Source organism: Janthinobacterium sp. GW821-FHT03A03 (genome assembly GCF_059421435.1).
In genome coordinates this window covers 510,284-534,050 of sequence record NZ_JBWKUZ010000001.1, presented here as the reverse complement: position 1 = coordinate 534,050, position 23,767 = coordinate 510,284, and the positions used below count along the sequence as shown (strand labels likewise).

General features: G+C 62.7%; 20 protein-coding genes and 1 other RNA gene. 11 read left to right on the top strand and 10 right to left on the bottom strand.

Translation table 11 applies throughout. From position 1 onward, the window contains the following. Positions 1-79: 79 nt before the first annotated feature. Entirely contained in the window at positions 80-1,729 is a 1,650-nt protein-coding gene (gene groL, locus AC07VI_RS02445) for a chaperonin GroEL (RefSeq protein WP_086146914.1), read from the bottom strand. A 50-nt stretch (positions 1,730-1,779) separates the two neighbouring features. Further along, positions 1,780-2,070 carry a co-chaperone GroES gene (groES, locus tag AC07VI_RS02440; protein WP_010400979.1) on the bottom strand — a complete coding sequence of 97 codons (291 nt, stop codon included), beginning with the start codon at positions 2,068-2,070 and terminating at the stop codon, positions 1,780-1,782. 525 nt (positions 2,071-2,595) lie between these two features. On the opposite strand from groES, the gene AC07VI_RS02435 reads away from it, so the two are divergent. From AC07VI_RS02435 to AC07VI_RS02415, 5 genes are all read left to right on the top strand, one after another. Then, positions 2,596-3,342, top strand: coding sequence for a hypothetical protein (locus AC07VI_RS02435; RefSeq protein ID WP_139842562.1), 747 nt, complete (start codon positions 2,596-2,598; stop codon positions 3,340-3,342). Between the two features lie 156 nt (positions 3,343-3,498). Continuing rightward, the gene (locus AC07VI_RS02430; protein ID WP_034747342.1) at positions 3,499-3,762 is read left to right on the top strand and encodes a hypothetical protein; all 264 of its coding nucleotides are present in this window, start codon (positions 3,499-3,501) and stop codon (positions 3,760-3,762) included. Beyond that, positions 3,762-4,073: a cell division protein ZapA gene (locus AC07VI_RS02425; protein WP_034747344.1), complete on the top strand. Its 312-nt coding sequence runs from the start codon at positions 3,762-3,764 to the stop codon at positions 4,071-4,073. The genes AC07VI_RS02430 and AC07VI_RS02425 overlap by 1 nt, the downstream gene beginning before the upstream one ends. A gap of 201 nt (positions 4,074-4,274) precedes the next feature. Beyond that, positions 4,275-4,452, top strand: a non-coding RNA gene (gene ssrS / locus AC07VI_RS02420) — 6S RNA. Between the two features lie 89 nt (positions 4,453-4,541). After that, a complete protein-coding gene (locus tag AC07VI_RS02415) occupies positions 4,542-5,006 on the top strand; it encodes an EVE domain-containing protein (RefSeq protein ID WP_086146911.1) in 465 nt (154 codons plus the stop codon). 7 nt (positions 5,007-5,013) lie between these two features. Here the strand turns inward: AC07VI_RS02415 and lgt are convergent, their stop codons facing one another. Continuing rightward, a complete protein-coding gene (gene lgt / locus AC07VI_RS02410) occupies positions 5,014-5,838 on the bottom strand; it encodes a prolipoprotein diacylglyceryl transferase (protein ID WP_086146910.1) in 825 nt (274 codons plus the stop codon). A gap of 63 nt (positions 5,839-5,901) precedes the next feature. Beyond that, positions 5,902-6,828 (bottom strand): LysR substrate-binding domain-containing protein, encoded by a 927-nt coding sequence (locus AC07VI_RS02405; protein ID WP_492995578.1) that lies wholly within the window; start codon positions 6,826-6,828, stop codon positions 5,902-5,904. A gap of 173 nt (positions 6,829-7,001) precedes the next feature. Between AC07VI_RS02405 and ilvD the strand changes: the two genes are divergently transcribed. Together ilvD and AC07VI_RS02395 are read left to right on the top strand one after the other, a co-directional pair. After that, a complete protein-coding gene (gene ilvD, locus AC07VI_RS02400; protein ID WP_086146909.1) occupies positions 7,002-8,867 on the top strand; it encodes a dihydroxy-acid dehydratase in 1,866 nt (621 codons plus the stop codon). A 220-nt stretch (positions 8,868-9,087) separates the two neighbouring features. Beyond that, positions 9,088-9,399: a c-type cytochrome gene (locus AC07VI_RS02395; RefSeq protein WP_076567973.1), complete on the top strand. Its 312-nt coding sequence runs from the start codon at positions 9,088-9,090 to the stop codon at positions 9,397-9,399. A 29-nt stretch (positions 9,400-9,428) separates the two neighbouring features. Here AC07VI_RS02395 and AC07VI_RS02390 read toward each other — a convergent pair whose 3' ends face one another. Then, positions 9,429-10,445: an NAD-dependent epimerase/dehydratase family protein gene (locus tag AC07VI_RS02390; RefSeq protein WP_492995575.1), complete on the bottom strand. Its 1,017-nt coding sequence runs from the start codon at positions 10,443-10,445 to the stop codon at positions 9,429-9,431. A 91-nt stretch (positions 10,446-10,536) separates the two neighbouring features. On the opposite strand from AC07VI_RS02390, the gene AC07VI_RS02385 reads away from it, so the two are divergent. Beyond that, positions 10,537-11,439: a LysR family transcriptional regulator gene (locus AC07VI_RS02385; RefSeq protein WP_492995573.1), complete on the top strand. Its 903-nt coding sequence runs from the start codon at positions 10,537-10,539 to the stop codon at positions 11,437-11,439. Here the strand turns inward: AC07VI_RS02385 and AC07VI_RS02380 are convergent. From AC07VI_RS02380 to folD, 5 genes are all read right to left on the bottom strand, one after another. After that, entirely contained in the window at positions 11,432-12,574 is a 1,143-nt protein-coding gene (locus tag AC07VI_RS02380; RefSeq protein WP_086146907.1) for a branched-chain amino acid ABC transporter substrate-binding protein, read from the bottom strand. The genes AC07VI_RS02385 and AC07VI_RS02380 overlap by 8 nt on opposite strands. Before the next feature lie 307 nt (positions 12,575-12,881). Continuing rightward, a complete protein-coding gene (locus AC07VI_RS02375; protein ID WP_086146906.1) occupies positions 12,882-13,256 on the bottom strand; it encodes a DUF2486 family protein in 375 nt (124 codons plus the stop codon). Next, positions 13,253-13,678 carry a DNA polymerase III subunit chi gene (locus tag AC07VI_RS02370; protein ID WP_086146905.1) on the bottom strand — a complete coding sequence of 142 codons (426 nt, stop codon included), beginning with the start codon at positions 13,676-13,678 and terminating at the stop codon, positions 13,253-13,255. The genes AC07VI_RS02375 and AC07VI_RS02370 overlap by 4 nt, the downstream gene beginning before the upstream one ends. 8 nt (positions 13,679-13,686) lie before the next feature. After that, positions 13,687-15,756 carry a M3 family metallopeptidase gene (locus AC07VI_RS02365; RefSeq protein ID WP_086146904.1) on the bottom strand — a complete coding sequence of 690 codons (2,070 nt, stop codon included), beginning with the start codon at positions 15,754-15,756 and terminating at the stop codon, positions 13,687-13,689. Positions 15,757-15,804: 48 nt separating this feature from the next. Further along, positions 15,805-16,650 (bottom strand): bifunctional methylenetetrahydrofolate dehydrogenase/methenyltetrahydrofolate cyclohydrolase FolD, encoded by an 846-nt coding sequence (gene folD, locus AC07VI_RS02360; protein ID WP_492995569.1) that lies wholly within the window; start codon positions 16,648-16,650, stop codon positions 15,805-15,807. Between the two features lie 682 nt (positions 16,651-17,332). Between folD and aceE the strand changes: the two genes are divergently transcribed. The 3 genes from aceE (at position 17,333) to lpdA (ending at position 23,553) form a co-directional block, all read left to right on the top strand. Further along, positions 17,333-20,029 carry a pyruvate dehydrogenase (acetyl-transferring), homodimeric type gene (gene aceE, locus AC07VI_RS02355; protein WP_086146902.1) on the top strand — a complete coding sequence of 899 codons (2,697 nt, stop codon included), beginning with the start codon at positions 17,333-17,335 and terminating at the stop codon, positions 20,027-20,029. A 94-nt stretch (positions 20,030-20,123) separates the two neighbouring features. Next, positions 20,124-21,776 (top strand): dihydrolipoyllysine-residue acetyltransferase, encoded by a 1,653-nt coding sequence (gene aceF / locus AC07VI_RS02350; protein WP_492995567.1) that lies wholly within the window; start codon positions 20,124-20,126, stop codon positions 21,774-21,776. A 10-nt stretch (positions 21,777-21,786) separates the two neighbouring features. Next, positions 21,787-23,553 carry a dihydrolipoyl dehydrogenase gene (lpdA, locus tag AC07VI_RS02345; protein ID WP_099374268.1) on the top strand — a complete coding sequence of 589 codons (1,767 nt, stop codon included), beginning with the start codon at positions 21,787-21,789 and terminating at the stop codon, positions 23,551-23,553. The last annotated feature ends 214 nt before the right edge of the window (positions 23,554-23,767 follow it).

The following is a 23,767-nucleotide window of genomic DNA, read 5'->3' as shown; positions in this document are numbered from 1 at the left end:
GCTGGCAGCTTTTGGTCTGCCTGTCCTGTCCCGGCTGTGCGGCCGCGCGCGCCGTTGCCTGCGCGCGCGGCCGCGGACATTACATCATGCCGTCCATGCCGCCCATGCCGCCCATACCACCCATGCCGCCGCCCATGCCGCCGGCTGCCTTGTCGTCAGCGATTTCGCAGACCATGCAGTCGGTCGTCAGCATCAGCGAAGCGATCGAAGCGGCGTTTTGCAGCGCCGAACGGGTCACTTTGGCTGGGTCCAGAACGCCCATTTCCACCATGTCGCCATACGTGCCGTTGGCAGCGTTGTAGCCGTAGTTGCCCGCGCCAGCCAGGACGGCTGCCACGACGACCGAAGCTTCTTCGCCAGCGTTTTGCACGATCATGCGCAGCGGCTCTTCCATTGCGCGCAGGACGATCTTGATACCGGCGTCCTGGTCAGCATTGTCGCCCTTGACCGTGATGTTGGCGCGTGCGCGCAGCAGGGCTACGCCGCCGCCTGGCACGATGCCTTCTTCCACGGCAGCGCGGGTAGCGTGCAGTGCATCTTCAACGCGGGCTTTTTTCTCTTTCATTTCGACTTCGGTGGCTGCGCCAACCTTGATCACGGCAACGCCGCCAGCCAGTTTGGCGACGCGCTCTTGCAGTTTTTCACGGTCGTAGTCCGAGCTCGCTTCTTCGATCTGTACGCGCACTTGTTTCACGCGCGCTTCGATCGAGGCAGCTTCGCCGGCGCCATCGATGACGATGGTGTTTTCCTTGCCCACTTCGATGCGTTTTGCCTGGCCCAGTTCGGCCAGGGTCACTTTTTCCAGGGTCAGGCCGACTTCTTCAGCGATCACCTGGCCGCCGGTCAGGACAGCGATGTCTTCCAGCATGGCTTTGCGGCGGTCGCCGAAGCCTGGTGCTTTCACTGCGCAGGTTTTCAGGATGCCGCGGATGTTGTTCACAACCAGGGTCGCCAGCGCTTCGCCTTCGATGTCTTCCGCGATGATCAGCAGTGGACGGCCAGCTTTCGCGACTTGTTCCAGTACCGGCAGCAGGTCACGGATGTTCGAGATTTTCTTGTCGCACAGCAGGACGAATGGGCTGTCCAGGACGGCAACTTGTTTCTCTGGGTTGTTGATGAAGTACGGCGACAGGTAGCCGCGGTCGAACTGCATGCCTTCAACGATGTCCAGCTCGTCGTTCAGCGACTTGCCGTCTTCGACGGTGATGACGCCTTCCTTGCCGACTTTTTCCATCGCTTCAGCGATGCGCTCGCCGATCGAGTAGTCGGAGTTGGCCGAGATCGCGCCAACCTGGGCGATTTCCTTGGTCGTGGTGCAAGGACGGGCGATTTTCGCCAGTTCTTCGACGGTGGCAGCAACTGCCTTGTCGATACCGCGCTTCAGGTCCATCGGGTTCATGCCGGCGGCAACGAACTTCATGCCTTCGCGCACGATGGCTTGTGCCAGCACGGTGGCGGTGGTAGTGCCGTCGCCGGCGTTGTCGCTGGTGCGGGAAGCAACTTCCTTGACCATTTGCGCGCCCATGTTCATGAGCTTGTCTTTGAGTTCAACTTCTTTCGCTACCGACACACCATCCTTGGTGACGGTAGGGGCGCCGAACGAGCGCTCCAGCACGACGTTGCGGCCTTTCGGGCCCAAGGTGACTTTGACTGCGTTGGCGAGGATGTTAACGCCTTCGACCATCTTGGCGCGCGCTGCGTCGCCGAATACTACTTCTTTAGCTGCCATGTTCAATTCTCCTGAGTTTCGGGATGTATCTGTCTACAACGTGGAAACAATTACTTGACGACGATCGCCATGATGTCTTCTTCGCGCATGACCAGCAGCTCATCGCCGTCAACTTTGACGGTTTGGCCGGCGTACTTGCCGAACAGGACGCGGTCGCCCACTTTGACATCCAGAGGACGGACTTTGCCGTCGTCGAGAATCTTGCCATTGCCTACGGCAAGGACTTCGCCTTGATCCGGTTTTTCAGCAGCTGCATCAGGAATGATGAGGCCGGACGCAGTCTTGGTTTCCTGGTCGAGGCGTTTGACGATGACGCGATCGTTCAATGGGCGCAGATTCATACAAAACTCCTTAAAGTTCAATGGATAGGTGTTGCTAAATGAATACATGCCTGGCACAGCGCCAGGCGTGCAGTCAGTGACCGCCGTTGAAAGCAGCCCGCAACGGTCAAGCAAACCCCATGTCATCGTGTGCATGCCGGCGCTGGGCAGTGGTGCATCGCGGCGTCGCCCGCCGCGTAGCGTTCCCTGCTGTTGCCCGGCATACACCATCATGTCCTGAGGATTGCTACGAAAGAGTTTGTTAGCACTCTCTACTAACGAGTGCTAATTATAGGGACGGTAGGGGGCTTATTCAAGGGCTTATTCACCGGGAAGATATGCATACACGTTCTGCGCAGCCTGCATTTACGCAGGGTTTGCGCTGGCGCAAGCCAACTTCCCGGGCGTCAGCAACAGGCGCGACTCTAGCATGCCCGCCAGGGGAGGGGCGTTCCTGTACGCACAGGAAACAGGGTTTTGCTATGAACTTTGATAAGATGATTGCAATTGCATATCAATATCGCCATCTGCGCCAGAAAGCACACCATGCCATTGACACTTTCCCGTTCCGCCCTGCGCCTGCTGGGCGCCGCCGCCATCGGCCTCGCCTGCCTGGGCCATGCCGCCGCGCAAACGCCCACCATTCTCGACGAAATCACCGTGGCGACCCTGACGCCGCTGGAAAAGGACATGCTGCTCAATGAGCTGTTCAATGACCTCAACAAGGATGACGACGACCAGGAAGCGCACGTGTGGGACAACGGCGGCGACAGCGGCGTGCGGGTGAAGGTCACATATAACTTCAGCAACTCCGGCATGACGGAACACAGCCTGAAGGCGCACATCTGCCGCGACCTGAAATTCGTCGTCACGGCGGGCGACAAGTCGCAGGACCTGAGTCGCCGCACCTGTTCGCAGAACAGCGGCCGTTGGGATGTGCAGGGCAAGGACCCGGCGCCCGTCGTGTATCCGCCCTTCCTGTCCGACGTGACGGTCGCCAAGCTGAATGCAAAGGAACAGAAATCCTTGCTGACGGCCGCCGTGCGCACCTTGAAAGATGAAGAGGATGGCAAGACGCGCCAGTGGAGCAACAAAGGCTTGGGTAATGCGGCGCCGCTGGCAGTGCGCCTGACGCCTTCGCGGACGGACGCCAAACCTGGCAGTTACCACCGTACTTGCCGCGACTTGACGATGGTGCTTGACGGCAAGGGCGGCCAACAGACGCTGACGCGCCGCTCTTGCGAAAACCGCTATGGCGGACTCGATATCGAACCCGATTACGTCGACGAGTAAAACGCTGCCATCGCGGCGCTGGCGGATGCGTGCAGATGGCGAAAAGCGCCGGGAAAAGCGTGTATTTCACGGCAACTGACCTGCATTGATGTAAATATGTGTGACAGCGGCGTGATTCGATTGACGCCCATGGAGCGTCCGCCCTATAGTGGCGGGATGATTTCCGAATTCAATGAATTATCCGACAAAATAGGCCTGCTGGCCGAAATGACCCATGCGCTGCGCCGTGAAAACGCGCAATTGCGCAAGGACAATGCCGCGCTGGCCGCCGAGAACGCCCTGTATGTGCAACGCATGCGCGAGGCGCAGGAGCGGGTGGAGGCGTTGCTGGAAAAAATTCCCGAACTGGTGCAAGCTGGCCTGGAGCAAGCCGCTTCGGAAGCGGGCGCCTATATTGCCGAGAACGAGAAGGAAGCGTAATGCCGCGTGTCGATGTCAATATCATGGGCCAGTCCTACAGCATGGTGTGCCGCGACGGCGAGGAGCGCGCGCTGCGCGAAGCGGCGATTTATCTCGATAGCAAGATGAAGGCCATCCGCGACGCGGGCAAGGTCAAGGGCAACGACCGCATCGCCGTGCTGGCCGCCCTGGGCGTGGCCGCGGAGTTCCTCTCCGTGAAGTCGCCGCAAGGTCCGCTGTCGGAACTGACGATCCTGGAAGTGAAGCAGAAAATCTCGGCCATGCACACGGTTCTGGACAGCGCACTGACGCCCCAGGAAAACCTGTTTTAAACACCGAACCGAACCTGCTGCGCGTCGCGACTTGCGGCCTGCGATGCTCGCTGCCTCGGCGGCCCCGTGCAAGCACAGCTGCGCTTCTTAGGCACAATTCATCGCCGCTCGCTACGGCTTTGTTCGGTGTTATTAATTGGGTTTTAAGCGGGCACGCTACGATTTGTCTTTGCGATGCGCGCTCAAAGGAGTAAACTTGGGTCTACCCTGCGGTGTTCGCGATTGCCATATATTCCTTGAACCATTTATGCGCATCGGTTGCGAATTTTGTTTGATGGGAGTGAGCGTCGCTCGTTCGACGAACCCGAAATTGAACTAACGTGACCACCTTGAACCGTTTGGTTCGGGATGCCGGCATAGCGGCACAGGCGGGGCCCAATTTGCAGTAGCTTGTAGTACAACTGAAAACGGTTGCAGCATTGATGCGCAACCGTTTTTTTACGCCTGTTGCTTTGATACGGAGTCTAGATGAAACAATACTGGCTGATGAAGTCCGAACCCGACGAAGTGAGCATCGATGACCTGATGGCCGCGCCGCAGCACACCATGCCCTGGTTCGGCGTGCGCAACTACCAGGCGCGCAACTTCATGCGCGACGGCATGCAGGTCGGCGACGGCGTGCTGTTCTATCACTCGAGTTGCCCGCAGCCGGGCGTGGCGGGCGTGGCCGAAGTGGCCAGCGGCGCGTATCCCGATCACAGCCAGTTTGAAGAGGGTGGCAAGTATTTCGACCCAAAAGCCACGCCTGAACAGCCGCGCTGGATCAGCGTCGACGTGCGCGGCCTGAAGAAGACGGCGCTGCTGCCCCTGTCCGAGATGCGCCAGATGCCGGAGCTGGAAGACATGCTGCTGCTCAAGAAGGGCAGCCGCCTGTCCATCACGCCCGTGACGCCGGCGCAATGGAAAGTGATTACAAGCAAGTTACAGGCTTAACTGTTGCTCAGGCTGCGCGCGCCTTGGTGGGCGGCGTGCCCATCACCTGGCTTTTATACGCCCACACGAGCAGGGCGATGGCGCCGACGATCATCGGCAGGGACAGCATCTGGCCCGACGTGATCGGCACGCCCAGCCACACGACTTCCCAGTCCGGTGTGCGGAAGTATTCCGTGAAGAAGCGCGCGCAGCCGTACAGCAGGGTGAACATGGCGCCCACGGCCATGCGCGGACGTTGCTTGCGCGCAAACAGCCACAGGATGATGAAGACCAAAATGCCGTCGACCAGCATCTGGTAGATCGGCGACGGGTGCACGGGATACGGAATGCCCGGCCATTGCATGGCCCACGGCAGGGTGTCCGGCGCGATGCGGCCCGGCAGTTCGGCATTGATGAAGTTGCCCAGGCGGCCCGCGGCATAGCCGAGCGGCACCAGCGGGGCGATGAAGTCGAGCACGTCGAACAGGTTGCGGCCCGCCTTGCGGCTCCACAGGTACATGGCCAGGATGACGCCGAGGAAGCCGCCATGGAAGGACATGCCGCCATGCCAGACCATGAAGATCTCCAGCGGATTGTGCAGGAAGTATTCGGGGCGGTAGAACAGCACTTCGCCCAGGCGACCGCCGATCACCACGCCCAGCATGCCGTAGAACAGCATGTCATCGAGGTCTTCCTTCTGCCAGCCCAGCACGGCGATATGCGGCTGCCTGATGCGCACGCGGCCCAGGAGAATGAACAGGGCAAAGGCCAGCACATACATCAGGCCGTACCAGTGCACGGCGAGCGGGCCGATTTGTATGGCGATCGGGTCGGGCATCGGGTGTATCAGCATCGGTTTTCTTTCATTATTTGAAACTTGGGTTGCGTAGTATGACCTTGCGGCAAGTTTTTTGCCTTAGCGGCCACTTAATAATTGACCGGTATTGCATATTTGCGTGCGCAGCAGGGCCAGAAAACCCTGCAGCACGGCGGATGGATTGTCGCGGCGCCAGGCCAGGCCCGTTTCCACCAGCGGCGTGGCGTCCTGCAGCGGCCTGTATTCTACGCCCGGGCGCATCAGATTCGATACCGATTGTGGCACAAGCGCGATGCCCATGCCAGCCGAGACGAGGCTGACGATGGTCTGCATCTGGATCGCTTCCTGGCCGATCTGCGGCGTCACGCCGGCCGCGCGGAACACGCCGAGGATGGCGTCGTGCAGGGCGGGGGATATTGCACGCGGGAAAATGATCAGGGGCAGCGGCGGCACGTCGCGCAGGCGCACGGGGCCGGGCGCATTCAATATGGCGAGGCCGGACGGCGCGGCCAGCACCAGCGGCTCGGCCAGCACGGGCAGGTAGTCGAGTTCGCCCTTCGCCTTGTCGGGCAGGGGCGGGATCAGCAGGCCAGCATCGATGCGCCCGGCCAGCAATTCGTCGAGCTGTAAATCGGAGGTAGCTTCCTGCAACTGGATCTGCACCTGCGGGCAGGCGCCGCGGTAGGCGCGCAGCAGGGGCGGCAGCACGCTGTAGTCGGCCGTCGAGACGAACGCCAGGCTCAATCGTCCCGCTTCGCCCTGCGCGGCGCGCCGCACCAGCGCGGGCAGCTCCTGCGCCTGCGCCAGCAGCCGGCGCGCCTCGGGCAGCAGGGCCGTGCCGGCCGGCGTCAGCTGCACCTCGCGGCGCGTGCGCACGAACAGGGGCGCGCCCAGCTGTTCTTCCAGCGCCATGATGGTCTGCGACAAGGGCGGCTGCGTCATGTGCAGGCGCGCGGCGGCGCGGCCGAAGTGCAATTCCTCGGCGACGGTGACGAAATAGCGCAGCTGGCGCAGTTCAAGGTTCATATGCGTTTCCATGCAGATTGAATACTGTGATATGCAAAACGACTCACAGACGCGTGCATCATATATTTGACAGTGGCGCGCGCGCAAGGCAATCTGGCGTACCCCCACTGTATGCAGGGTTTTGTTGAAAATCCGCGCAGTCAGGCATCAATCATCGTTGGAAGGACCCCATCATGCCGCAATACCGCTCCCGCACCACCACCCACGGCCGCAACATGGCTGGCGCCCGCGCCCTGTGGCGCGCCACCGGCATGAAGGACGGCGACTTCGACAAGCCGATCATCGCCGTCGTCAACTCGTTCACCCAGTTCGTGCCCGGCCACGTGCACCTGAAAGACCTGGGACAGATGGTGGCGCGCGAGATCGAGGCGGCCGGCGGCGTGGCCAAGGAATTCAACACCATCGCCGTCGATGACGGCATCGCCATGGGCCACGGCGGCATGCTGTATTCGCTGCCCTCGCGCGACCTGATCGCCGATTCCGTCGAATACATGGTCAACGCCCACTGCGCCGACGCCATGGTCTGCATCTCGAACTGCGACAAGATCACGCCGGGCATGCTGATGGCCGCCATGCGCATCAACATCCCCGTCGTGTTTATTTCCGGCGGGCCGATGGAAGCGGGCAAGGTCGTCAAGGTGGTCAACGGCGCGCAAAAGATCATCAAGCTGGACCTGGTCGACGCCATGATCAAGGCCGGCGACAGCAGCGTGTCCGACGCCGACGTGGCCGAGATCGAGCGCTCGGCCTGCCCCACCTGCGGTTCCTGCTCCGGCATGTTTACGGCCAACTCGATGAACTGCCTGACCGAGGCGCTGGGCCTGGCGCTGCCCGGCAACGGCACGATTCTGGCCACGCACTCGGACCGCCAGCAGCTGTTCCTGCGCGCGGGCCGTCTGATCGTGGAACTGGCCAAGCGCCACTACGAGCAGGACGATTACACCGTGCTGCCACGCTCGATCGCCACCAAGGCGGCGTTTGAAAACGCCATGGCGCTCGACGTCTCCATGGGCGGTTCGACCAACACCGTGCTGCACCTGCTTGCCGCCGCGCACGAGGCGGAAGTGGCATTCACGATGGCCGACATCGACCGCATTTCGCGCAAGGTGCCCTGCCTGTGCAAGGTCGCGCCGATGACGGACAAATACCATATCGAGGACGTGCACCGCGCCGGCGGCATCGTGGGCATCCTGGGCGAACTGGCGCGCGCCGGCCTGCTCGACACCACCCTGCCGACGATCCACGCGGCCACGATGGCCGACGCCATCGCGCAAAACGACATCATGTGCACCGACAACCCTGCCGTGCATGAACTGTTCCGCGCCGCGCCGGGCGGCGTGCCGACGCAGACGGCGTTTTCGCAGTCGGAGCGCTTCGCCGCCGTCGACAAGGACCGCAGCACGGGCTGCATCCGCGACAGGGCCCATGCGTACTCGCAGGACGGCGGCCTGGCCGTCTTGTACGGCAACCTGGCGGAAAAAGGCTGCATCGTCAAGACGGCGGGCGTCGACGAAAGCATTTTGACATTCTCGGGCAAGGCGCGCGTGTTCGAAAGCCAGGATGCGGCCGTTGCTGCCATCCTGGAAGACACCGTGCACGAGGGCGACGTCGTCATCATCCGCTACGAAGGCCCGAAAGGCGGTCCCGGCATGCAGGAAATGCTGTACCCGACGTCCTACATCAAGTCGAAGGGCCTGGGCAAGGCGTGCGCGCTGTTCACGGACGGGCGCTTCTCGGGCGGTTCATCGGGCCTGGTGATCGGCCACGCCTCGCCGGAAGCGGCCGAAGGGGGCGCCATCGGCCTGGTGGAAGAGGGCGACTTCATCGACATCGACATCCCCGCGCGCCGCATCAACCTGCGCGTGACGGACCTTGACCTGGCCGCGCGCCGCGCCGCCATGGAAGCGAAGGGCGACGCCGCCTGGCTGCCCGTCAACCGCGACCGTTACGTATCGCAGGCACTGCAGGCCTATGCGGCGCTGACGACGTCGGCCGACCGCGGCGCCGTGCGCGACCTGTCGCAGCTGAAGAAGCGCTGATCTGTTGCGCAGGTAAGACAGCCGGCCCTGATCCACTGCGCGGGGCCGGCTGTCGTTACATCGCCTTACAAACAACATGGTCATGGGCGTGCAGATGGGGCAGAATAGCTATGCCTCCTGACTATATTGCGTTACTACATTGAAACGCTTGATCTGGGCTCGTGGTGCATCTGCGGAAACACAGTAAAATGCCGCAGGAAGTAACTTTGGAGAAAAGACAATGAAACGTTTTATGTTGGTGAGTGTATTGGCCGTTTCGGCTCTGGCATCGCAAGCAGCGTTGGCCAATCCTGATTTGGCGAAAGCCAAGAATTGCATGGCTTGCCACGCGGTCAGCACGAAACTGGTGGGTCCTGCGTATAAAGACGTGGCGGCCAAGTATGCCGGTCAAAAAGACGCGGAAGCCAAGCTCGTGGCGAAAGTCATGAAGGGCGGTTCCGGCACCTGGGGCGCGATCCCGATGCCAGCGAACCCGCAAGTGAGCGAGGCGGAAGCCCGCACGCTCGTGAAATGGGTGCTGGCACAGAAATAATCTGTGCCGCGGCACCTGTAACACCGCAATCAGCGCGCCGGCAATCCCGGCGCGTTTTTTTTGCCTGTCACGTTCAGGTTGCCCATCCCTTCCAGGGTGGCTTTTACGGCCTCATCGAGGGGCGTATGGGCTTCCCTGCCCAGCACGGCCAGCAGTTGCGTATTGTCCATGGGCAAGGGCGTTCGCCACAGGTAGCGCATCTCGCGCATTTCGCGCAGGGTCGCCACGAACGGCGACGCCAGGGTCGCCAGCCACCACGGGAAGCGCCGGACAGCGGGCGGCACGCCCGTGGCCAGCTCCGTCACGCGGGCAATCGCGCCGGTCATCTGGCGGCCGTCGTGGTCCCAGTGGCCGGCCATGTGAAAGCGCGCAAATGCCGGCAACGTGCCGCGTACGTCCAGCAACTGCACCATGGTGCGCGCCACGTCCGGCAGGTAGGACCACTGGTGGCCGACGCCGGGCGCGCCCGGATACAGGATGCGGCGCACGGGCCGGCCCGCCTTGACGAGGCCCTGCGAAAACCAGTTATTGCCGGCGCGGGGGCCGAAAAAGTCGCCCGCGCGCACGATCAGCGCCCTGGCGCCCCGCGTGCTGGCCCGTTCCAGCCGTGCTTCCATTTCCACGCGGATGGCGCCCTTGCGCGTGAGCGGGCGCTGCGGCGCGTCTTCCGCCAGCAAATCGTGCGGCGCGGGGAAGGCGTCGGGGCCGAAGTTGTAGACGGTGCCGGGCAGCACGATGGTGGCGCCTTCGGCCATCGCCGCGGCGATCGTGTTGTCCAGCATGGGCAGCACCAGCCGGCCCCAGTTGCGGTAGCCGGGCGGGTTGACGGCGTGCACGATGACGGCGCAGCCCCTGGCGGCCGCCAGCACGTCCGTGCGCGACAGCGCGTCGCCGCGCAGCCATTCAATGCCGTCGCCGCGTGGCGACGGTGTTTCTCCCCGCTGCAGGGCGCGCACCCGCCAGCCCGCCGCCAGCAGCTGGCGCAGCATTTCGCCGCCGATGCCGCCTGTTGCGCCCAGCACCAATACCGTTTTCGTGTTTTCCATCATGGCCTCCCTATGGTTGATGGCATCAGTATCTGCCCCGCAAGGCTGGTTGGGAATTGACGAACATCGAGCAGAGGCTATACATTTATGTATGACTACTCCAATCGCCTGGGAATATTACCGTTCGCTGCTGGCCGTGCTCAGGCACGGCTCCCTGTCCGGCGCCGCCCGCGCGCTGGGCATCACGCAGCCCACCGCCGGGCGGCATATCGCCGCCCTGGAACAGGAGCTGGGCGTGACGCTGTTCACGCGCTCCCAGCTGGGCTTGCTGCCCACGGAAGTGGCCCTGGCGCTGCGGCCCCATGCGGAAGCGATGGCGCACACGGCGGCCCTGATGGAGCGGGCGGCCAGCAGCCAGGGGCAGGGCGTGTCTGGCGTCGTGCGCATCTCGGCCAGCGAAGTGGTGGGCGTGGAGGTATTGCCGGGCATACTGGCAGGCCTGCGCGAGCGCCACCCTGGCCTGACCATTGAATTAGTGTTGAGCAACAAGGTGCACGATTTGCTGCGCCGCGAGGCGGACATCGCCGTGCGCATGCTGCGTCCCCGCCAGGAACAGCTGGTGGCGCGCAAGGTGGGCAATATCGAACTGGGCCTGCATGCGCATGCGGATTACCTGGCGCGCCATGGCACGCCGGCTGAGTTGCTTGATCTGGCGCAACACGCCATCATCGGCTATGACGAGGCGAGTCCCTTCGTGCGCAACGCGGGACCGGCCTTCCAGGGATTGACGCGGGAACATTTTGCCTGGCGCAGCGACAGCGACCTGGCGCAGCTGGCCCTGATACGCGCGGGCGCGGGCATCGGCGTGTGCCAGGCGGGCTTGGCGGCGCGCGATCCGGCCCTGCGGCGCGTGCTGCCGCAAGCGTTTTCGCTGCCCATGGAAACCTGGGTCACCATGCATGCAGACTTGCGCGGCAGCCTGCGCTGCCGCGCCACCTTCGACGCGCTGGCCGAAGGTTTACGCGATTACGTTGCCAGCCAATCGCTTACTTGACCACTTCCATCTTGGTCTTCTTGCCATCCCTGTAGGTGAACAGGGTCAGCGCGCCATCCTTGATGTCGCCGTTGGCATCGAACGAGATCGGCCCCGTCACGCCCTGGTAGTGCACCTTGGCCAGGAAGGGCAGGTAGACGGATGGTTTCGACGATTTCGCGTCGGCCATGGCGGTGGCCATGGTCATCACGGCGTCGTACACATAGGGCGCGTACAGTTGCACGTCCATATTGTATTTCTGCTTGTAGCGGGCGCGGAAATCGTCCATGCCTTTTTGCTGCGCGCCCGTGACGCCGCCCGCTTCCGCGCAGGTGACCATGTTTTCGCCCACGGCGTCGCCTGCCAGCTTGCCCAGCGGTTCCGTGCACAGGCCGTCGCCGCCCATGAACTTGGCCTTGATGCCCAGCGCCTTCATCTGGCGCAGCATGGGGCCGCCCACGGAATCCATGCCGCCGAAGAAGATCAGGTCGGGATTCTTCGACTTGATGCTGGTCAAAATGGCGTTGAAGTCCGTCGCGTTGGCATTGGTAAATTCCTTGCCGACAATTTGCACGCCTGGCGCCGCTTTCTTGGCGCCCTTGACGAACTGTTCCGCCACGCCCTGGCCGTAAGCCGTGCGGTCGTCGATGACGGCGATTTTCTTCGCCTGCAGCTTGCCGACGGCATACGCGCCCAAAGTTCCCCCCAGCTTGTTGTCATTGGCGACGACGCGGAAGGCCGTGTTGAATTTCTGCTGGGTATAGGTCGGGTTGGTGGCGGCCGGCGAAATCTGCGGGATGCCGGCATTGAAGTAAATGCGCGAAGCCGGTATCGTCGTGCCCGAATTCAGGTGGCCGACCACGCCGTTGACCTTGGCGTCGACCAGCTTTTGCGCCACGGCCGTGCCCTGTTTCGGATCGGCCGCGTCATCTTCGGGCAACAGCACGAATTTCACGACTTTGCCGTCGATCTTGAAGCCTTTGGCGTTCAAGTCCTCGATGGCCATCTTGGCCGCGTTTTCATTATCCTTGCCCAGGTGGGAGCTGGCGCCAGAGACCGGCGCGACGTGGCCTATCTTGATGATTTCCTGCGCGCCCGCGTGACCGGCAAAAGCGAGGGCAAGGGCGACTGGAAGGACTTTGGTCTTGAGCAGCATAAACATTCTCCAATGGATAAAGATACGGCGGCGTCTCGTGAAACCGCTTCGAATGGCGGTACGTGTGAGGAAAGGTACAACAAAAAACAGGCGGCGCAAAGCCGCATTTCGGGCTTTTTGCATTTTGTCGCAACAATCACCAAAGTGAGGCGCGATGCACCGATTTTATGGGCGCGAGTGCACCAAAGAATGGCGTTGCGAAGGGGAAGGGTGTAGGAATGCCGGCATTAACCCAGCGGCAAGGACCGGGGACGGACCCTCAGGGGCCGACCCCGGCAATTCGCTGTCAGGGGGGGAAGTGGCTTGATTACTGCGCAGGCGGATGCAGGTGACCGAGCTCATGGCTGACCGCATGGGCCACGATCTGTTCCAGCGACTGCTGCAAGTCTGCGCGCAGGGCGCCGCGCATGCCGATCAGGGCGTTCTGCAAGGCCGTCTGCAGGACGTGGGCGATGCGTTCTTCCAGCAGATGATCGATCTTGCCTTGCACTTGATGCAGGATGCGCTGCGTTAGCCGCTGTTCGATGGCGTCCCAGTCGGGCGGCACGTTGCCGGGCGGCGCGACCGGCGCTGCCTCGGCAACAGGCGCTGGCAGGGCGACGGCCGCCGCCGGCGGCTCATCCGGCCCCAGCAGCACTTCCGTCAGCACGGGGATGCCCTGGTCGAAGGGGGGCTGGTTCATGCTTTAGCCGCCACGAAATGCGTCGGTTGCACGTCTTGCTGGCGGTAGTGCATGAAACGCTGGCGGCCCGCCTGCGCATCGTGCTCATCCATGGAAACGATTTCGAAGACGCGCTGGAAATCGGCGTAATTGGCGGGTGGCAACTGCGACAGGTTGACGAGGATGTCGTGGTGCGGCAGCCCGGCCGCCGCGTCATCGGTCAGGATGATGGGCGTTTGCGCAGCCAGCGGGTCGCCGGCCAGCACATGGGGCAGGAAATCCGTGGCGGAAATAGTCCACATGGCCGTGTTCAGGGCGTCGAGCTGGGCGCCGTCTTGCGCCAGCACGACGACCTTGTTGCCGGCCATATAGGCCTTGCGCGCCAGGCGGCAGGCGTAGGCCAGCTTGTCCGGCACATTCGTATGAAAATCGACGCGCGTCATGTCGTCCCTCAGGCGGCCATGCCGCTGTGGCGCAGCAGGGCGTCGATCGACGGTTCGCGGCCGCGGAAGGCCGTGAACGATTCCAGCGCGGGGCGCGAGCCGCCGACGGACAGGATTTCCTGCAGGTAACGCTTGCCCGCCGCCGTGGTGGCTGCCGGTCCCAGCGCGCGGGCTTCCTCGAAGGCTGCATAGGCGTCGGCGGACAGCACCTCGGCCCATTTGTAGCTGTAGTAGCCGGCCGCGTAGCCGCCGGAGAAGATATGCCCGAAGGAATTCTGGAAGCGGTTGAAGGCGGGCGGGATGATCAGCGCGAATTTGGCGCGCACACCGTCGATCAGCTGCTGCACAGTCTGGCCAGTGCCGGCATCGTAGTCATAGTGCAGATGCATGTCGAGCAAGGAAAATTCCACCTGGCGCAGGGTTTGCAGGCCGGACTGGAAATTCTTGGCTGCCAGCATCTTGTCGTACAGCGCGCGCGGCAGCGGCTCGCCCGTGACGGCGTGCGCTGTCATGTGTTCAAGCACTTCCCATTCCCAGCAGAAGTTCTCCATGAATTGCGACGGCAGTTCCACGGCATCCCATTCGACGCCAGCAATGCCCGACACGCCCAGCTCGTCGACGACGGTCAGCATATGGTGCAGGCCGTGGCCGAACTCGTGGAACAGGGTGATGACTTCATCGTGCGTGAACAGGGCAGGCTGTGCCTTGCCGTCGACCACGGCCGGTTCCGTGAAATTGCAGGTCAGGTAGGCGATCGGCGTTTGCACGTGCTGTGCGTCGGCGCGGCGGCCGCGCGCGTCGTCCATCCAGGCACCGTCGCTCTTGCCCGCGCGCGCATACAGGTCCAGGTAGAACTGGCCGACCAGCTGGCCGTCGCGCTCGATGCGGTAAAAACGCACGTCCGGGTGCCAGACGGGCGCCGTATCGGGCTTGATCTCGACCGCGAACAGGTTCTGGATCTGGCGGAACAGGCCGTCGATCACCTTGTGTTCAGGGAAATACTGTTTGACTTCCTGGGCCGAGAACGCGTAGCGGCGTTCCTGCAGCTTTTCGGAGGCGTACGGCACGTCCCACGCCTGCAGCTCGGCGATGCCCAGCTCTTCCCGGGCGAATTGTTGCAGTTCGGCCAGGTCCTTCTCGGCGAACGGACGCGCGCGCTTGGCCAGGTCTTCCAGGAAGGCGATGACTTGCGCCGGCGAGGTGGCCATCTTGGAGACGAGCGACACTTCGGCGAAATTGGCGTAGCCGAGCAGCTGTGCCTCTTCGTTGCGCAGCCGCAACAAGGTGACGATGTTTTGCGTGTTGTCCCAGTCCTCTTTCTTGCTGAAGACCTCGCCCTGGTCCGACGCCTTGGTGGCGTTGGCGCGGTAGATGGTTTCGCGCAGCGCGCGCTTGTCGGCAAATTGCAGGATCGGGTAATAGGATGGGAAGTGCAGCGAGAATTCATAGCCTGGCTTGCCGGCCTTGTCGGCGGCGGCGCGCGCGGCGGCCTTCACGTCGTCGGGCAGGCCGGCCAGCTCAGCTTCATTGTCGACCAGCAACTTGTAGTCATTGGTGGCGTCGAGCACGTTTTCGGAAAACCGCGTAGCGACGGCCGCGTGTTCTTCCTGGATGGCGCCGAAGCGCTCTTTCTTGTCCTCGGGCAATTCGGCGCCGCCCAGGCGGAAGTCGCGCACGGCGTTGTCGACGATGCGCCGGCGCGCCGGCGACAGGCTGGCGAAAGCGGCGCTGGCCTGCAGCTGCTTGTATTTGCCGAACAGCACTTCATTTTGGCCCAGCTCGGTCCAGAATTCCGTCACTTTAGGCAGGTTGGCATTGTAGGCGGCGCGCAGCTCGGGCGTGTCGACCACGCTGTTCAGGTGGTTGACGATGCTCCAGGCGCGGCCCAGGGTTTCGGCGATCTGGTCCTGGGGCGCGACGAAGTTGTCCCAGCTCACTTCTTCCACGGGCGCTTCCAGCCGCGCCACCGTGGCGCGCGCCTGGACCAAGAGGGTGTCGATGGCAGGCGTGACATGCTCGTGCGTGATCGCATCGAAGCGTGGCAGTCCGGAAAAATCAAGCAGGGGATTGGTGTTCATCGTCGGTTCCATATTAATAAGGCGGCAATGCCGCCCCGGGGTGATTCTTTAGATGCGCTCGGCAGCCTCTACTGTGTTCATCAATAACATGGTGATCGTCATCGGACCCACGCCACCCGGTACCGGGGTGATGTGGGAGGCGATTTCTTTCACGCCGGCAAAATTCACGTCGCCGCACAGCTTGCCTTCATCGTCGCGGTTCATGCCCACGTCGATGACGATGGCGCCCGGTTTGACCATGTCGGCCGTCAGGGTGTTGCGGCGGCCGACGGCGGCCACGACCACGTCCGCCTGGCGCGTGTACAGGCCCAGGTCCGGCGTCGCACTATGGCAGATGGTGACGGTAGCGTTCGCTTGCAAGAGCAGCAGGGCCATCGGCTTGCCGACGGTGTTGCTGCGGCCGATGACGACGGCGTGCTTGCCGCGCAGGTCGACGCCCGTGCTTTCGATCAGTTTCATGCAGCCATACGGCGTGCAAGGGCGGAAGCCGGGCAAGCCCGTCATCAGTTCGCCGGCGCTCAGGACCGAATAGCCGTCCACGTCTTTCGTCGTGGCGATCGCTTCGATGACCTTGTGCGGGTTGATGTGCTTGGGCAAGGGCATCTGCACGAGGATGCCGTGGATGGCGGGATCGGCGTTCAGGCTGGCGATGCGCGCCAGCAAGTCGGCTTCTGACAGGTCCGCTTCATATTTTTCCAGCACCGAGTGGAAACCCACGTCGCCGCACGCCTTGACCTTGTTGCGCACGTACACCTGGCTGGCAGGGTCTTCGCCGACGAGGATCACGGCCAGGCCGGGCTGGGTGCCCTTGGCCGTGAGGGCGGCGGCGCGCGTGGCGATCTCGCTGCGCAGTTTTTGGGAGAGGGCGATTCCGTCGATCAGTTGTGCTGGCATGGTAGGGAGGCTGTGTGGGAAGGAAAAGACAGATTATAAAGCCGGGCGGCGCAAAGGGGCGGTTTTGGCGCCAGTGCCGCTAAGTTAAGCAGTGCTATGCATTTATAAGCGCAAGGCTTAACAACAGCGGGCCGGAGACGCGGGCCTGAGAAAATGCCGATGGCGGCGTTGCAGCTCCTTGCCGTACTGGCGTACTGTCTGCGTCGCTGCGCCTTGCCCCCGACATTTTTCAGGCCCGCTTGGCCCGGGGAGCCTGTGCGGGCGACCGGGGTTTTAATTTGGTTTGTTGATGTGCTAAAAGCGGGCCGGAGACGCGGGCCTGAGAAAATGCCGATGGCGGCGTTGCAGCTCCTTGCCGTACTGGCGTACTGTCTGCGTCGCTGCGCCTGGCCCTCGACATTTTTCAGGCCCGCTTGGCCCGGGGAGCCTGTGCGGGCGACTGGGGTGTTGATTCCTTTTGCCACTCTGCTCACCCTAATTTCCGCACAGAATTTGCGGCAGTGCAGCATAAATTTCATAGGGTAATTTCACTATATGAAATGCTATATCGTAATTTGAAAAATACTAAATACGCTGTTAGAATCCTCACACTAATCCATCTTAATAGTAAATAATCAGCGAAATACCGTCCGACAGCGATCCGGAAAATCGGGGTGGGGCGCTCACAAAGGAGACTCAACAGATGTCAGCTCAACTGAACCAGGTAACGACACAGATCGGCACCGACCCGGACATGCAGGAAACCAAGGAGTGGCTGGACGCGCTCGAAGCCGTGCTGGAAAATGAAGGTCCGGAACGCGCGCATTACCTGATGGAGCGCATGGTTGACCTGGCCCGCCGCCGTGGCGCCCAGATCCCGTTCTCCAGCACCACCGCCTACGTCAATACCATCCCCACCAAACAAGAAGCACACTGCCCCGGCAACCTGGAATACGAAGAGCGCCTGCGCTCGTGGATGCGCTGGAACGCCATGGCCATGGTGGTCAAGGCCAACCGCGCCGACGGCGACCTGGGCGGCCACTTGTCCTCGTTCGCCTCGCTGGCGAACATGCTGGGCATCGGCTTCAACCATTTCTGGCACGCGCCGACGGCCGACCACGGCGGCGACCTGCTGTACATCCAGGGCCACTCCTCGCCCGGCGTCTACGCGCGCGCCTTCCTCGAAGGCCGCTTGACGGAAGAGCAAATGCTGAACTTCCGCAAGGAAGTTGACGGCAAGGGCCTGTCCTCCTACCCGCATCCGAAATTGATGCCTGACTTCTGGCAGTTCCCGACCGTGTCGATGGGCCTGGGCCCGCACATGGCGATCTACCAGGCGCGCTTCCTGAAATACCTGCACGCACGCGGCATCGCCAAGACCGACAACCGCAAGATCTGGGCGTTCTGCGGCGATGGCGAGATGGACGAGCCGGAATCCCTGGGCGCGATCGGCCTGGCCGCGCGCGACATGCTCGACAATCTGGTCATCGTGGTCAACTGCAACCTGCAGCGTCTGGACGGCCCCGTGCGCGGCAACACCAAGATCATCCAGGAGCTGGAAGGCGAATTCCGCGGCGCCGGCTGGAACGTCGTCAAGGTCATCTGGGGTCCGGGCTGGGACGCCCTGCTGGCGCAAGACAAGGAAGGCATCCTGCAGCGCGTGATGATGGAAACCGTCGACGGCGAATATCAGAACTACAAGGCCAAGGATGGCGCCTACGTGCGCAAGCACTTCTTCGGCAAGCATCCGAAGCTGCTGGAAATGGTTGCCAACATGAGCGACGACGACATCTGGCGCCTGACCCGCGGCGGCCACGATCCGCACAAGATCTACGCGGCCTTCAAGATCGCCCAGGAACACAAGGGCCAGCCTACCGTCCTGCTGGTGAAGACCATCAAGGGCTACGGCATGGGCAAGTCCGGCGAAGCGCGCAACACGGCGCACCAGACGAAAAAACTGGACGACGAAGCCATCCGCGAAATGCGCGACCGCTTCTCGCTGCCTATCCCCGACGACAAGCTGGCCGACATCCCGTTCTTCAAGCCTGCCGACGACGCGCCGGAAATGCTCTACCTGCACGAGCGCCGCAAGGCCCTGGGTGGCTACCTGCCGCAGCGCCGCCAGAAGTCGGAAGAGACCCTGCCCGTGCCTGGCCTGGACGCGTTCAAGAACGTGCTGGAAGCGACGCCGGAAGGCCGCGAAATCTCGACCACGCAAGCGTTCGTGCGCGTCATTTCGACCCTGCTGAAAGACCCGAACCTGGGCCAGCGCGTCGTGCCTATCCTGGTCGATGAATCGCGTACCTTCGGCATGGAAGGCCTGTTCCGCCAGATCGGCATCTACAACCCGAAAGGCCAGTTGTACGAGCCGGTCGACAAGGACCAGGTGATGTACTACCGCGAAGACAAGGCCGGCCAGATCCTGCAGGAAGGCATCAACGAAGCGGGCGGCATGAGCTCGTGGATCGCCGCGGCGACGTCGTACTCGACCAACGACCGCATCATGATCCCGTTCTACACCTTCTACTCGATGTTCGGCTTCCAGCGCATCGGCGACCAGGTATGGGCTTCGGCCGACATGCGCGCCCGCGGCTTCCTGATGGGCGGCACGGCCGGCCGCACGACGCTGAACGGCGAAGGCTTGCAGCACGAAGATGGCCACAGCCATATCTTCGCCGCCACCATCCCGACCTGCATGCCGTACGACCCGACCTTCAGCCATGAAGTCGCCGTCATCATCCAGGACGGCCTGCGCCGCATGATCGCCAACCAGGAAGATGTGTTCTACTACATCACGATCATGAACGAAAACTATGCCCAGCCAGGCATCAAGCCGGGCCAGGAAGAAGGCATCCTGAAAGGCATGTATAAGTTGCAAGAAGGCAAGGCGGACGCCAAGCTGCGCGTACAGCTGATCGGTTGCGGCACCATCCTGCGCGAATCGATCTTCGCCGCCGAATTGCTGGAAAACGACTGGGGCGTGGCCGCGGACGTGTGGTCGGCACCGTCGCTGACCCTGGTGGCCCGCGATGGCCAGGACGCGGAACGCTGGAACATGGTCAACCCGTCGAAACAGCAGCGCGTGCCGTACGTGACGTCGCTGATGCAGGACACGGACGGCCCGATCGTCGCCACGACCGACTACATGCGCGCATTTGCAGAACAGATCCGCGCCTTCATGCCGAAGGGCCGCACCTACAAAGTGCTCGGTACCGATGGCTTTGGCCGCTCGGACAGCCGCGCCAAGCTGCGCGAGTTCTTCGAAGTGAACCGTTATTATGTCACCGTGGCCGCGCTCAAATCGCTGGCTGACGAAGGCAAGATCGACGTGTCGGTGGTGGAGCAGGCGATCGCCAAGTACGGCATCGACGCGAACAAACCGAATCCGGTGACCCAGTAATCGTTGTGCGGACCCGATGATGCCAGGGCGGTGCGAAAGTGCCGCCCTGGCGTGTGTGCGGGTCCATCTGACAAATAAAATAACGGAGCAAGCTATGAGCATTGTGGAAGTCAAAGTCCCGGATATCGGCGATTTCAAGGAAGTCGAGATCATTGAACTGATGGTCAAGCCAGGCGACACGGTCAAGGTCGACCAGTCCCTCATCACGGTCGAATCGGACAAGGCCAGCATGGAAATTCCATCGAGCCACGCCGGTGTCGTCAAGGAATTGAAAGTCAACGTGGGCGACAAGATCGCCGAAGGCTCGCTGGTCCTGCTGCTGGAAGTGGCGGACGACGCCTCGGCCCCTGCGCCAGCCGCCGCTGCCGCCCCGACACCTGCCGCTGAAGCCGCCCCCGCCGCCGCTCCTGCGGCCGCGCCGGCACCCGCCGCCCCTGCCGGCGCGCCGGCCCTGGTCGACGTGACCGTGCCCGATATCGGCGACTTCAAGGAAGTCGAAGTCATCGAGCTGATGGTCAAGGTGGGCGACACGATCAAGGTCGACCAGTCGCTGCTGACGGTCGAATCGGACAAGGCCAGCATGGAAATCCCGTCGAGCCACGCCGGTGTCGTGAAAGAATTGAAGGTCAAGGTCGGCGACAAGGTCGCCAAGGGTAGCTTGGTACTGGTCGTGGAAACGACCGGTGGCGCTGCCCCCGCCGCCGCGCCTGCACCGGCCGCGCAAGCTGCCGCCGCGCCAGCCGCCGCCGTCGCTTCGGCGCCGGTCGCTGCTGCTGCCCCGGCAACTGCCGCCGCCCCTGCAGCGAACGGCAAGCTGGCGCATGCATCGCCATCGATCCGCAAGTTCGCGCGCGAACTGGGCGTGGAACTGGCGCTGGTCGGCGGTTCCGGTCCGAAGGGCCGCATCACCCAGGAAGACGTGCAGAACTTCGTCAAGGGCGTGATGTCGGGCGCCGTCGCCGCGCCAAATGCGCCGGTCGCCAAGGCCGGTTCCGGCGTGGGCCTGGACTTGCTGCCATGGCCGTCGCTGGACTTCAGCAAGTTCGGCACGACCGAATTGCTGCCGCTGTCGCGCATCAAGAAAATCTCGGGTCCGAATTTGCACCGCAACTGGGTCATGATCCCGCACGTCACGCAGTTCGACGAAGCGGACGTGACGGACCTGGAAGCGTTCCGCGTCGATACCAACGCGGCCAATGCGAAGAACAAGGATGCGGCCAAGCTGACCATGCTGGCATTCGTCATCAAGGCCTCCGTCGCCGCGCTGAAGAAATTCCCCGCGTTTAACGCCTCGCTTGACGCCAAGGGCGAAAACCTGATCCTCAAGCAGTACTACAACATCGGCTTCGCGGCCGACACGCCGAATGGCCTGGTAGTACCCGTGATCAAGGGCGCGGACCAGAAGTCGGTCTCGCAGATCGCCCGCGAAATGACGGAACTGTCGCTGCAGGCGCGCGAAGGCAAGCTGAAACCGGCCGACATGCAGGGCGCCAGCTTCACGATTTCGTCCCTGGGCGGCATCGGCGGCACGCACTTCACGCCTATCGTCAATGCGCCGGAAGTGGCCATTCTGGGCCTGTCGAAAGCCTCGATCAAGCCGGTATGGGATGGCAAGGCCTTCCAGCCACGTTTGATGATGGGCACCTCGCTGTCCTACGACCACCGCGTGGTCGATGGCGCGATGGGCGCGCGATTCTCCGTGTACCTCGGCGAAGTCCTGGCCGACATGCGCAAAATTCTGCTGTAAGGAGCGATTGATGAGCACAGTAGAGGTAAAAGTACCGAATATCGGCGATTTCAAGGAAGTCGAAGTCATCGAACTGATGGTCAAGGTGGGCGACACCATCAAGGTGGACCAGTCCCTGATCACGGTCGAATCGGACAAGGCCAGCATGGAGATTCCGTCGACCCACGCGGGCGTCGTCAAGGAAGTCAAGGTCAAGGTCGGCGACAAGATCGCCGAAGGCAGTGCGCTGCTGGTGGTGGAAGCGGCTGATGGCGCGGCTGCTGCTGCACCTGCTGCAGCCGCTCCGGCAGCTGCGGCAGCGCCAGCACCTGCGGCCGTTGCCGCCATCCCGGCCGGCAATTATAGCGGCCAGGTCGACATCGACGTCGACATGATGGTGCTCGGTGGCGGTCCTGGCGGCTATTCGGCGGCGTTCCGCGCTGCCGACCTGGGCATGTCGACGGTTATCGTCGAACGTTACGCCACCCTGGGCGGCGTGTGCCTGAACGTGGGCTGCATCCCGTCGAAGGCGCTGCTGCACGTCGCTTCCGTCATCGATGAAACGGCGCACATGTCGAACACGGGCGTGACATTTGCCAAACCGACCATTGATATCGATCAAGTACGCAAGTACAAGGAAGGCGTCATCTCGAACATGACGGGCGGCCTGGCCGGCATGGCCAAGGCGCGCAAGACGCAAGTCGTCACCGGCGTGGGCCAGTTCCTCTCCGCCAACCACATCGAAGTGACGGCAGGCGACGGCTCGAAAAAGGTCGTGCAGTTCAAGCAGGCGATCATCGCTGCCGGTTCGTCCGTGGTGAAACTGCCCTTCGTGCCGGAAGACCCGCGCATCGTCGATTCGACGGGCGCGCTGGAGTTGCGCCAGATTCCGAAACGCATGCTGGTCATCGGCGGCGGCATCATCGGCCTGGAAATGGCGACTGTCTACTCCACGTTCGGCGCGCGTATCGACGTGGTCGAAATGATGGATGGCCTGATGCAGGGCGCTGACCGCGACGCCGTCAAGGTGTGGCAGAAGTTCAACGAGAAGCGTTTCGACAACATCATGACCAAGACCAAGACGGTCGCCGTCGAGGCGTTGCCGGAAGGTATCAAGGTCACGTTCGAAGCGGCCGAAGCGGGCGCCACGGCACCGGCGCCGCAAGTCTATGACCTGGTGCTCGTTGCCGTGGGCCGCAGCCCGAACGGCAAGAAGCTCGCTGCCGACAAGGCCGGCGTGCAGGTGACGGACCGCGGTTTCATCAACGTCGACAGCCAGATGCGCACCAATGTGCCGAACATCTTCGCCATCGGCGACCTGGTGGGCCAGCCGATGCTGGCGCACAAGGCCGTGCATGAAGCCCACGTGGCCGCCGAAGCGGCTGCCGGCCAGAAGTCGCACTTCGACGTCAAGGTGATTCCGTCGGTCGCCTACACGGACCCGGAAGTGGCATGGGCCGGCATCACGGAAGACGAAGCGAAAGCCAAGGGCATCAAGGTCGAGAAAGGCCACTTCCCGTGGGCCGCCTCGGGCCGCGCCGTGGCCAACGGCCGCGCCGAAGGCTTCACCAAGCTGCTGTTTGACGCTGAAACGCACCGCATCATCGGCGGCACCATCGTCGGCACGCATGCGGGCGACATGATCGGCGAAATCGCCTTGGCCATCGAAATGGGCTGCGACGGCACCGACATCGGCAAGACCATCCATCCGCACCCGACCCTGGGCGAGTCGATCGGCATGGCCGCCGAAGTGTACGAAGGCGTATGCACGGACCTGCCGCCGCCGCGCAAGCGCTGATGTTGTAGCGCTGTAACACTAAAAACCCCGCAAGCGATTGCGGGGTTTTTTATTGGCTTCTGCCGCCGCCCGCATGCGACCCATGCCGAGTCGATCGGCAGCTTGGCAAGAGCGCGCCGAAGTGTACGAAGGCGTGTGCACGGACCTGCCGCCGCCGCGCAAGCGCTGATGTTGTAGCGCTGTAACACTAAAAACCCCGCAAGCGATTGCGGGG